General features: G+C 39.9%; 10 protein-coding genes. 2 read left to right on the top strand and 8 right to left on the bottom strand.

The features are described from left to right. Positions 1–5 precede the first annotated feature (5 nt). Complete coding sequence (locus tag LY11_RS04540; RefSeq protein ID WP_111632533.1) at positions 6–608, bottom strand: hypothetical protein; 603 nt, start codon at positions 606–608, stop codon at positions 6–8. A 279-nt stretch (positions 609–887) separates the two neighbouring features. Between LY11_RS04540 and LY11_RS04535 the strand changes: the two genes are divergently transcribed. Next, on the top strand, positions 888–1337 hold the full coding sequence (locus LY11_RS04535) for an NUDIX domain-containing protein (RefSeq protein ID WP_111632532.1): 450 nt from the start codon (positions 888–890) through the stop codon (positions 1335–1337). Positions 1338–1416: 79 nt separating this feature from the next. Here LY11_RS04535 and pdeM read toward each other — a convergent pair whose 3' ends face one another. The 4 genes from pdeM to LY11_RS04515 are packed head-to-tail and all read right to left on the bottom strand — an operon-like array spanning position 1417 to position 7244. Further along, complete coding sequence (pdeM, locus tag LY11_RS04530) at positions 1417–2064, bottom strand: ligase-associated DNA damage response endonuclease PdeM (protein WP_111632531.1); 648 nt, start codon at positions 2062–2064, stop codon at positions 1417–1419. Continuing rightward, positions 2061–4634 carry a ligase-associated DNA damage response DEXH box helicase gene (locus LY11_RS04525; protein WP_111632530.1) on the bottom strand — a complete coding sequence of 858 codons (2574 nt, stop codon included), beginning with the start codon at positions 4632–4634 and terminating at the stop codon, positions 2061–2063. The genes pdeM and LY11_RS04525 overlap by 4 nt, the downstream gene beginning before the upstream one ends. Further along, positions 4631–6235 carry an ATP-dependent DNA ligase gene (locus LY11_RS04520; RefSeq protein WP_111632529.1) on the bottom strand — a complete coding sequence of 535 codons (1605 nt, stop codon included), beginning with the start codon at positions 6233–6235 and terminating at the stop codon, positions 4631–4633. Before LY11_RS04520 ends, LY11_RS04525 begins: the two co-directional genes overlap by 4 nt. A 1-nt stretch (position 6236) precedes the next feature. Beyond that, positions 6237–7244: a ligase-associated DNA damage response exonuclease gene (locus LY11_RS04515; RefSeq protein ID WP_111632528.1), complete on the bottom strand. Its 1008-nt coding sequence runs from the start codon at positions 7242–7244 to the stop codon at positions 6237–6239. Positions 7245–7358: 114 nt separating this feature from the next. Here LY11_RS04515 and LY11_RS04510 point away from each other — a divergent pair, with 114 nt between their 5' ends. Then, a complete protein-coding gene (locus LY11_RS04510; RefSeq protein WP_211321486.1) occupies positions 7359–8135 on the top strand; it encodes an SDR family NAD(P)-dependent oxidoreductase in 777 nt (258 codons plus the stop codon). Positions 8136–8193: 58 nt separating this feature from the next. Here the strand turns inward: LY11_RS04510 and LY11_RS04505 are convergent, their stop codons facing one another. The 3 genes from LY11_RS04505 to LY11_RS04495 form a co-directional block, all read right to left on the bottom strand. After that, positions 8194–10377, bottom strand: a complete 2184-nt coding sequence (locus LY11_RS04505; protein ID WP_111632526.1) for a S9 family peptidase — start codon at positions 10375–10377, stop codon at positions 8194–8196. Between the two features lie 167 nt (positions 10378–10544). Then, on the bottom strand, positions 10545–11216 hold the full coding sequence (locus tag LY11_RS04500; RefSeq protein ID WP_111632525.1) for a DUF4412 domain-containing protein: 672 nt from the start codon (positions 11214–11216) through the stop codon (positions 10545–10547). A gap of 20 nt (positions 11217–11236) precedes the next feature. Further along, positions 11237–12016, bottom strand: coding sequence for an enoyl-CoA hydratase/isomerase family protein (locus LY11_RS04495; protein WP_111632524.1), 780 nt, complete (start codon positions 12014–12016; stop codon positions 11237–11239). Positions 12017–12027: the final 11 nt, after the last annotated feature.

Here is a 12027-nt window from a genome sequence, read left to right as displayed (position 1 = left end):
AATGCTTAAAAGTCATCGGTGACTTTAGCGGTTGAGTTCAGGTCGAATGAAGTAGTCAGCTCATAATTGATATATTGGGCCGTCTTCATTAATTTATTGCTTTTTTGAATTTTAGAACGGTCATCCTTAGTGAGAAATGATTCAAGCGCTGCATTGTCTTTGTTGATAATACTACTCTCATAATATTGCTGGACTATTAGATTTGATATAGTTACTCTATACTTTTTGTCTTTAATCTGGATCAATACATCTGCGTTCAAAGGAAAATATATCAGGTATGCTACTCCACGGTATCCGTCTCCATACTTCAAGAAATTTACAAAGTAGTTTGAGATTTTTCCTTTCAACTGATAAGTCGTCTGATTCGTAACATCGGATAGTTCAAAACTATTCACTGTTGGCAGAAAAGATCTTAATGCGCTGGCAAGTTCTTCTTTGTTTAACGCTGAAGAGTAAACTTTTTGAAAAAGCAGGATGTTGTTCTTTAAAATTAAAGAGGTTCCGGGTATACTATCCTGAATTCCAGGGAATACGAAGGTATTTACTGTGTCAGTTTGTGCGCGTAAGATAAATGGGAACAAAAAAATAAGAAATAATAGTCTTTTCATAATATAGTTTCAATAAATCAGTGATCAAAAATAAAACTAATATTAAATAAATTAATATAATTGATATATTATTTAATATTAAAGTTTAATCTCTTCTCGTGTTTGAACACATCATTGTGAACTCACTTAAAAATGCTTTTATCATAGCATGGGTGATATGTTTGTTTATATTTGTCCCCTTATTAGCTGCCTGCAGGAAAGATTTGCGCCATGAAAACCTCGTGTTTATTTAGATTCAGGTAGCTATATATATATATCAGCAAAACAAACATTTCAACCATGAGTTATTTTAATGTAAGAGTTTACGGTCTTTTAATCAATGCAGATAATCAGCTATTGTTGAGCGACGAACAATCAGGAGGACGAAGCTTCAGCAAGTTTCCAGGTGGTGGATTAGAATATGGTGAAGGCCTTATTGATGCACTAAAACGTGAATTTATGGAAGAATGTAATGCTGAGATAGAAGTCTTAAGTCATTTCTACACGACAGATTTTTACGAAAAATCATCTTTCAACGATAGTCAGATCATTAGTATTTATTACCTGGTTAGGGAAGTAAATGCCTTAACGATGAAATTCAAAACAGAAGCCCTTGATTTTGATCCTGAAACTTTACAATCTTTCCGCTGGATTGATTTGAATGAACTGAAAGAAAGTGATGTAACTTTTAAAACTGATAAAACGGTAGTTAATATGCTGCTTTCACTGATCGCTGAATCTGCGGATTAGGTTATAATATTCAGGCTGGTTTAATCATAGGGGAGATCCTCTGATTAAACCAGCCTGATTTTACGTAATCAGACCAACGTTACTTTACCTGATCAATCAGGATTACCCTTTCTGGTGTAATCGCATAAAATAAATCACCCTTTTCAGCCTTAACTTTACTTAAACCTGTAAAGACACTGAAAGCAGGCAGAATTGCGCAGTTTTTACCGAAATAAAAACAAGGTAATCTCATCAGCTGACGTGCTTTTCCGTAGATCGTTACCCCCGGATGAATATGTCCAGTGATATTATAGTATTCATCACTAATTTCCGGCTGATCGTGTATAAACCTGAACGGTGCATATAAAAGTTCTTTTTGATAGGTTTCAATTCCTAAACCTAAATAATCTCCAGGCTTTAACCGATCATGGTTCCCTTTGATCAGGATAATCTTCAACCCCGGATACTGTAATCTCCATTGCCGGAAAAGCTCCGCTTCACTATTCATTTGATGATGAAACATATCACCTGTAATCAGTAAACTATCAGGTGAAAACTCATTGATTAATTCCGTTAACTTATTCAGGTCTGCCGTATTGAGTGTGACAGGTATCTGAATACCTGCTTTTCTGAAATGAGCACCTTTACCCAGATGCAGGTCACTGATAATCAGCATCTTTTTGCTCGTCCAGTAAATTGCTCTTTGCTGACTTAGTACCAGCTCTTCTCCTTTAATAGTAATGATCATTTTTTACTGCGTGTGGTCTGCTTTTTATCTGCCTCAGCAGTCATTCTTGCTATCCGTTCTCCCAATTCTTCCGTACTCATATTTTCCCTCAGGCTATCCACTTTGATCGGGAAACATAAAGGCGTATAACTTTCAGCTTTGACAATGATTACTTTACTAGCCTGTATTCTATGTAATGCTGCGGCAAGCCTCGGTTCTTCAATTTGCTGATAAAATGCTTCATCATAAGCCTGACGCAATAATAAGTTATGTTTATCATAATCACTAAAGACATTGAAAAATAAAGAGGAAGAAGATTGCAAATGTTTGTTCGCAACATACTTACCCGGATAACCCTGAAAGACTAAGCCTGAAATGCAGGCAATATCTCTGAACTTCCGTCTTGCCATTTCGGTCGCATTAATACTTGCTACAATATCTTCCCCCAAATTAGCGGGACTAAAGAGTACTTTAATATTTTCTTCATCCAAAGGAATAGGTTGTTCACTGAGCAGCTCAAAACCGTAGTCGTTCATCGCAATGGAAAAACTTATTGGTTTTACTTTACCCAACCGATAAGCAATCAGGGCTGCCATGATCTCATGCACTTGCCTGCCTTCAAAAGGGTAAGCAAAAAAATGGTAGCCATCCCTTGTTTTAATCAATTCGATCAGGAACTCATCATCTTTAGGGACATGCGAAACCTTTGCCTGTCTTTCAAATAGCGGAAGAATAATATCAAGCTCTTCATCCTCGTGGGTTTTATCCAATGTTTCATTATACTTTTTCCTCAAAATTGCACCAAGGTTGGCTGTTAAAGACATTCTCCCACCCATCCAGCTCGGTGTAATTGCACTTTTGAGTTTACTTTTACGTACCAAGACAGTCATTTCCTTGACCATCACAAATTCGAGCACCCTGCCCGCTAAGGTGAAACTATTACCAGGTTTCATTTTAGCCATAAATGACTCTTCAAGCATACCCACATAACCGCCCGTCAGATATTTGACTTTAATCATCGCATCGCTGACAATTGTCCCGATATGCAAACGATGGCGCATAGCCACCTGTCTGCTCTTAACTTTCCATAAACCGTCCTCTTTTTCTACTTTGCTGAACTCGGTATAAGCCGTTAAACTATCACCTCCTGTAGTAATGAACTGCATCATCCAATTCCACTCTGCAAGTTCCAGCTCTCTGAAGGCAAATGTGTTTTTGACCTCATTATATAATTTCTGATCATCAAATCCATCACCAACAGCTAACGTGACCATATATTGAATCAGCGTATCGAAGGCCATCACTACAGGTTGCCGGCTTTCAATATTCTGTGTCCTCGCTGCCTCTTTAATCGCTGCGGCTTCGACCAGTTCCAGTGCATGAGTAGGCAAAAAATAAATCTTCGAAGTCTCAAAAGGGGAGTGCCCGCTACGTCCGGCGCGCTGCAGAAACCGGGCAACCCCTTTAGGAGAACCAATTTGAACGACGGTATCTACAGGTTTAAAATCTACACCAAGATCGAGGGAAGAAGTGCTGATTACCGCTTTCAATACTCCGGTATGAATCGCTTCTTCAATCCAGTTGCGCAACTCATAATCTATTGACCCATGATGAATAGCGATTTGTCCTGCGAGGTTTTCATCAAGCTTCAGTAAATTCTGATACCAGAGTTCAGCTTGTCCGCGGGTATTGCAGAAGATTAAAGTGGTTTTGCTCTTTTCAATAATGGGCAATAATTTATGCGCCAGTTTATGGCCCAGGTGACCCGCCCAGGGCAACATATCAATATGGTCAGGCAGGATAGATTTAATCTGTATCTTTTTTTCTATATCAGCAACGACTGTAGTTTTTAAAACGTCCTGATCAGGAACCAGTACATCAAGCGCCTCCGCCATATTTCCGATAGTTGCCGAAATTCCCCAGACTCTCAGCAGCCTTTCAGGATGTTTTTCTTTTACCAGACCTTTGATTCTGGAAATAGCGAGTTCTGCCATCACCCCGCGCTTACTTCCCAATAGCTCATGCCATTCGTCTGCAACTATACATTGTAAATCTTCAAAGTAACTCAAACTGTTTTTCTGTGCAAGTAAAAGGTGCATGCTTTCAGGAGTGATAATTAAAACTTCCGGCATTTGCTTTTTCTGCTTCAGTTTTTCATTTTGAGGGGTATCGCCATTACGCACGCCTACCTGCCAGTCGATTTCCAGTTCCAGGCAAACTTCGCGCATGGCTCTGGCCAGATCCTTAGCTAAAGAGCGTAAAGGGGTAATCCAAATAAGTTTAAGCCCCGTACTCTTTTTCCTTTTTTTTGCCGCGCTGCTTTGCACCAGGTTACTTTTTACTGCGCTATTTTGCACCGCGCTCCTTTTTACTGCGCTGGCTTTAACAGGTAACTGTGTATTCAATTCATCAATCACGACCGCCAGAAACAGGGAAAATGTCTTTCCAAAACCTGTTGGTGCATTTACTAATCCGCTATAACCCTCCGCATAATATTGCCAGGCATCAGTCTGGAACTTAAAGGGCTTTTTTTTATTGCTCTTTAACCATTTGATTACTTTTTTATAACCTGTACTCTTTTCCAGTATCATAATTCGTTTGATAACGTTGAAGCTAACAACTGTCTTAAATCGTCCAGCGTATTAATTTCTGAAGCATTTTTGTCTTTCCGCCAGCGGGCGATACGCGGGAAGCGTAAAGCCAGGCCAGCTTTATGTCTTTTACTCTCAGCAATTCCTTCAAATGCAATTTCAAATACCAGTTCAGGCTTTACTGTCCTTACAGGGCCAAACTTCTCTATCGCATTTTTTCTGACAAAACTATCCACCTCTTTAATCTCTATATCTGTTAAACCCGAATAAGCTTTGGCAATTGTAATTAACTGCTCCCCATCCCTAACAGCAAAGGTGTAATCCGTAAAGTGGTTTGCCCGGCGGCCACTTCCTTTCTGCGCATAAATCATGACGGTATCAACAGTATACGGGTTAATCTTCCATTTCCACCAATCGCCACGTTTACGGCCGCTATGGTAAAGAGAATCCAGTTTTTTCAGCATAATGCCTTCACTGTTATTCGCCCTTGACTCTTTTCTGATTTCCGCCAATTGCTCCCAATCATTGAAATCAATAACAGGGGAGAGGATTGCCACATCTTTGATTTGAAGTGCCGTAATAATATCCACCAGAATTTTTCTTCTTGCCGACAAAGGAGAGGTTCTGATGTCCTGACCTTGAAATTCCAGAACATCGTAACAGTAAAAGCCTATTGGGGCATCCTTTAACTGTGACTTATGAATAGTTTTCCTGTTTAGCCGTTGCTGCAGGATACTGAAAGCTTGTACACTTCCATCTTTAACCGAAAGAATTTCTCCATCTATTACTGTTCCATCTGGCAGGTCATCCTTCAGGAAATGTAATTCAGGGAACTGATCCGTCACCAGTTCTTCCCCTCTGGACCAGATGAATAGTTCGCCATTTCGCTTCACGATCTGACCACGGATACCGTCCCATTTCCACTCTGCTTGCCATGCCATAGTTTCACCCAGATTTTCTGGTGTGCTATCCAGCGCATAAGCCAGGCAAAAAGGATATGGCCATGAATTATCAGTATTCACATGGGCACCATTAATCAACTCCTGGTAAGTGATTTCTGCAGGAGTCCATTTGCCCATAATACTGTGCATAATTTTATTACTGTCAGTATCACTTTGTTTAGCTAACGCATTTACGAGCATCTTATTAGATACCCCGATTCTGAAATTTCCGGAAATTAATTTATTAAAGATAAAACGCTCCCGGGTATCCAGGCTATCCCACGACTGCAGAATAAACTCCTTTTTGGCAGCATCATCCTTGTTGCTGATTAAAGCAAGATCTGTAATCCATTCATGCAGTTTGCGGTCTGTAACATGTTTAGCAGGCGGAAGTACCAAAGCAATGGTTTCACTTAAATCGCCAACACTATGGTAACTTTCTGCAAATAGCCAGGCCGGAATGTCGCTCAGTTCAATGGCCCATTCCCGGATCAATGCGGTAGTAACCGGTCTGCGTGGCTTTTTGCCAGTGAACATCGCAATTACATAAGGCTTGTCCTTTTCATCAGCCGTACTGAAATAGCTTACCAGGGCCGCGATTTTGTCGTTAGTCTTATTGCTGGTTTCCAGCTGCTGTATCAATTCCGTAAACCGTTTCAAATTATGCTTCTTTTATGATTTCTTCGTCTTCTTCGCTTCCGTAGCGTGTAGTTACTTCTTCTGCTTCTATTCCAATTTCATTAAGGTATCTGGAAAATGTAGACACAAACCCATGGGTTACAAATACCTTTTCAGCTTCTGTAGCTTTGATCGCAGTTAATAAGCCTGGCCAGTCTGCGTGGTCGCTCAATGCAAAACCAGCATCGGCAGACTGCCACCTGCGCCCTGCTCTTACCTGCATCCACCCGGAACAAATCCCGGTAGAAGCGCTCATTAAACTCTTCATCCATTTGCCATCTGCAAGCGCAGGAGGGACAATTACTATTCCTTTTTGAAGTTCTTCTTTTTTGAGATCAGGCGTAATCCTGATCGTTTCCGGGAGGTCAACACCAGCTTTGATAAAGCCTTCATTTAAGTTGGCAATGGATTGATGCACATAGATCTTTTGATCACCAGCAAGATTTTTAATCAGCCTTTGCGCCTTTCCTAAACTATAAGCAATCAAAACGCTCGTTTTTAACTGGTCATGGTTATCTGAAACCCAGTTTCTTATTTTTCCAAAGACTTCTTCTTGTGGCAGCCACTTATAAATAGGCAGGCCAAAAGTACTCTCGGAGACAAAAGTGTGGCATTTTACAGGTTCAAAAGCAGTGCTGATCCCATCATATTCTACTTTGTAATCTCCGGAAATCACACAAATTTCACCCTTGTATTCCAATCTTACCTGGGCAGAGCCAATCACATGTCCGGCAGGAAAAAGACTTAATTTAACACCATTGATTGTGATTTCCTTGTAATAAGGTAAGGTCTGGACAGGTAAATCTGCACCCAGACGATGCAGTAAAACTGGTTTAGTCAGTTCATGGCATAAATATGCTTTATTACCAAACTTCACGTGATCTGCGTGCCCGTGAGTCGTTACAGCCAGATCTACGGGCTGCCAGGGATCAATGTAAAAACCTCCCTGTTTACAGAATATACCCTTATTTGTGAACGAAATTAATGCCATGGATGTTACAACAAATGGTTATCTGTAAAGTTTTAGTGCTAAAACATATCTTGATTTTTGTGGTTACTTAGGAGGCTGACCTTAATAAACACGAACAGCTTATAACTATAGATCATGAAGAAACTGGAAAACAAAATTGCATTGGTAACCGGATCAGACTCTGGAATTGGACGTGCAATTGCGATTGAGTTCGCTAAAAACGGGGCAAACGTAGTGGTTTGCTATCATAGCAATGAAGAAAGGGGGCAGGAGGCGCTGAAAGCTGTAAAAGTGCATGGCGGAAAAGCTTCATTAATTGAATTTGATGTAAGTGATGAACAGGACGTGGAGACAAAAATGGAGGCAATTATCAAAGAATTTGGAGGAATTGATATTCTGGTGAATAATTCAGGTGTAAACGGTTCAGGAATTCCTATTGATGAAATGGATACAAAAACTTTTGACAAGACTATTAAAACAAACCTATACGGAACATTTTTCTGTAGCAGGAAGTTTATTCAGCACCGCAAAGGCATAAGTAAACCTGGTAAGATTATTAATATTTCTTCCGTTCATGAAGAGATCAATGCACCGGGAAATGGCGATTACAATGCCTCTAAAGCTGGCATAAAGAATCTGATGCGCACCATTGCGTTAGAAGTCGGTAAATTTGGAATTAATGTCAATAATATAGCACCAGGTATGATTTTGACTGCAATGAATCAGAAAGCTGTTGATGATCCAAAAATCAGAGAAAAAGCAGAGCAGCATATTCCACTGGGCAGAGCAGGCAGACCAGAAGAAATTGCTTACCTGGCTCTATTTTTGGCTTCCGAAGAAGCGAATTATGTGACCGGAAGTACTTATGTGATGGACGGAGGATTAATGATCAATATCGGGCAGGGTGCATAAAAAATAAAAGCCCCTTATCTGTTAAACAAATAAGGGGCTCTAAAATTAAAAGACTGGTTTATTTACCTCCCGGAGGACAGTAAGTTTGCAGGAACTTCGTATAAGTTTTAGAAAGATGTTGCCTGGTCCCATCACCTTCAGAAATATCATGTGTACGGTTCGGGTATGACATCATCTGAAATACTTTGTTGTACTTAATAAGTTCATTGATCAGCATTTCTGCATTTTGATAATGTACATTGTCATCACCTGTTCCATGGATATATAATAAATTTCCTTGTAAGTTTTTGGCATTGGTAATCGGTGAACCTTTAATATAAGCTTCCTTGGTTTTTAATGGAGAACCCATATAACGTTCCTGATAAACATTATCATAAGTAAGCTGATTGCCCACTGCTGCAATAGCAATACCGGTTTTGTAAATTTCAGGATACTGGAACATCAGGTTCAGTGTTGATGAACCGCCTCCGCTCCATCCCCATACTGCAACTCTGTTTTTATCTACAAAAGGCCATTCTATAATCTTTTTTGCAGCCATTGCCTGGTCATGGATATTTAAAACGCCGATATTTTTGTAGATAGATTTACGGAATTCACGTCCTTTAGGCGCTGGTGTGCCTCTGTTTTCAATAGAAATATAGATGTAGCCATCTTGAAACATATTTCCTTCGTATAAGAAATTATTACCGACTCCATAGGTATCCAATACTGTTTGTGCACCTGGCTCACCATAAACATAAAATAAAACCGGATATTTCTTAGTCTGGTCAAAATTATCTGGTTTTTTCATCATGCCATCCAACTCTACGCCGTCTTCAGTTTTGATTTTGAAAAACTCTACTTTGTTTTTCGGCTGGCGGATTCTTGCCATCTGGTTAGTCAGGCTTCCTTCCATCGTGAAAGGATTACCCGAATCCAGTTTCATCCATTCGCTGATAGGCGCTATGTTTGCACTCTGATAAGTGTGTTTGGCAAAAATTCCGTTTGGGGAAATATCATATTCATGTGTTCCGGGGAAAACAGAAGGAGTAACCTGATCTAACTGGCCTTTACCATCCAGTTTTGTTTTGTACAAATATTTTTGTGTCGCATTTGCTGGTGATGCCAGGAAATAAACTGTGTTATTCTTCTCGTCTACCAGGCTGCTTTCAATAACATCATAATTACCTTTAGTAATCAGCGTTTGTTTTTTACCATCTTTACTAATCCGGTAAAGGTGTCGCCATCCGTCCTTTTCACTTGGCCAGATAAACTCTTTTCCATTGTTAATCCATTGCCATTCCGGAGCAGCATCAATCCAGGCTTTATCAGTTTCTGTATAAATGTTATTTACCGAGCCTGATTGCGTATTGGCAACAAATACACGGCTGGTATTTTGTTCTCTGTTTAGTTGCTGTAAAATTACGTCGTTTGTATTCGGTACCCAATCCATTCTCGGGATATAATTCTGTATCGCATCACCAGGTACTTTTAACCATGTAGTTTGTGCAGTGCTTACATTGACTATACCAATTTTACAAGACGAAGGATCTTCTCCAACGATAGGGTACTCCACGGGTACGGTATAAGGATAAATAGAATCCGTATTGTTGATCATGAGAAAGTTTTTGATCTTTTTAGCATCAATCTGCCAATAAGCAATAGAAGCTCCGTCAGGGCTCCATTTGAAACCGTCTCTGCAATCGAATTCTTCTTCATATACCCAATCAAACGTTCCATTGATCAGTCTGGCTGTACCATCTGTGGTCAGCGCTTTACTGGTCCCGGTTTTCAGGTCTTCGACATAGATATTATGGCCGCTGACATAAGCAACTTTGCTTGCATCCGGAGATAACTTGGCAAACATCAGAGAAGAAGCCGGTTTATCTTTTCCGATTTGTACCAGTTTATTGGTAGTCAGGTCGGCCAGCCAGTAATCTCCCCTGGTTTCATAACGCCATACTTTTTTGCTGTTGGTATAAATCAGCGCTTTGGTTCCGTCTGCAGAAAGTGCAAAATCTTTAATTTGCAAAGGCTGATTCTGGCCCGATGGAGTAAGTAGTGCGCTGCTGATTAAGGTTTTAGTTTCACTTTTAGGTAAGGTAACTACATCAATTCCCATATAGGAATTCTGGTAATAGCCATTCCCATCTTTCGTCCAGTTGATTCCTTCTTTTTTATATTGAGCATTGGCTGCCGGAACAGCGAAGGATGTGATAAACAGGGCAATAGACAATTTTAAAATAATGAGTTTTCGCTCCATTTGATTGAGTGGTTTAATTACTTTTTTTGCTGGCTTTCTGATCTTTCCGGCAATTCAAATGTAATACATTGTTTGTTTCCTTTAAAGTACATCGCTATTAAAATACAAAGGCCCTCTGATCCGCATTAAAATGCTTCATCAGAGGGCCTGTTATTTATTTTGAAGTGTTATTGACCACCCATTGCTCTTAAAGCATCCATTGTAGTTACTTCATAAGCTGCAGGAACATCTAATGTAATTGGGCCAACTTTATCTTCAGCCACCGAAGTGATCGTTAAAACTGCTTTCACGCCGTTTTGTACACGTGTAAATTTGATAGGCGTACCTTTTAAAGCTTTGAATTCTTCGCCAATGATTCCTTCCGGCAATTGAATATCATTCGTTGCCCATAGCTCAAAAGCAGCACCTTTATCATCCTTGTAAGTATATTTCTCTGTGTTATAGTTTCCTATTTTTAATTTCTCACCAGTAGCTTTGAAATCACTTAAAACAGGAGGTTTGCCCATAGTCTGCTCACTTTCCTCTTTTGTAGTTTTTACTGCATATTGTTTTTGGATAGGAGGTACATCAACTAATACCAATCCGTTTTTCTGAACACCGTCCGAAATAATAGTGATTTTTGCAGGTCCTTGCTGCATTTCTATTTTTAACAGGTTTCCATTGAATTTTAATTTAGTCTCTGCAGGTAACTGTGAAGCCATAGACTGCTGTTCTGCAGTCAGCTCATAAGTAATACCATAGGTCAGTGTACCCTCATTTACTTTTTTCTGTGCATGTGCTATCACAGCTGTGCTGATTAATATGACAGCTAGTACACTTGTTTTAATCGACTTTAACATATTTTTTAGTTTTTAATAGTTTACCATTTAATTTTTTCCTTGCTGAGAAACGAGGCTATCCCTTTCTTAAAGGCATCACTCTCCCTGACTCTTGCATTAATTTGTACCGCTAAATTCAGGCTCTTTTCCAGTTCAGGATTAGTAGTCTGACCAATAAGCTGTTTAGTGACCATCAAGGCATTTCCGGAGGTTTCATTGCAAAGCTTTTGCGCAAAATCCTGTACCTTCTGACTAATTTCATCCTTATTTGTTACATAAGTAATCAAATTATAGGCCAGTGCTTCCGCTGCAGAGAATAAATCGCCTGTCAGCAGTATCTTTTTGGCAATTGTTTCGCTGGTTTTACGCATCAGAAAGCAAGAAACGATTGCGGGAACGAAACCAAGTTTTACTTCTGTATAGCCGAAATTAGCTTCAGGAACAGCGAAAGTAACGTCACAAACCGTTGCCAGCCCACATCCGCCAGCAATAGCATGTCCTTCAACCTGTGCAATGACCACCTTTGGTAAATAATAGATTGTTGTGAATAATGTCTTCAGATTTTCGCTATCCTGAACATTCTCTTCATGGGTGTTGTTTTGTAACTGCTGTAGGTAAGCAAGGTCAGCACCAGCACTGAAAACCGGGCCAATGGCCTTTAAAATGATCACTTTTACTTCTTCGTCATCAGATGCTTGTAATAAAGTCTCCGTTAAAGAACTAACCAGTTCCGGGCTAAAAGCATTGCGTTTATCAGGGCGGTTCAGTGAGATCGTAGCGATACGGTCAGCTACTGTGTATAATACCAGGGGTGATGTCATGTAGAATAGGA

The organism is Pedobacter cryoconitis (assembly GCF_003259615.1).
Lineage (GTDB): Bacteria > Bacteroidota > Bacteroidia > Sphingobacteriales > Sphingobacteriaceae > Pedobacter > Pedobacter cryoconitis.
The sequence above is the reverse complement of the archived record's forward strand: the minus strand, read 5'-3'. Positions and strand labels throughout refer to the sequence as shown.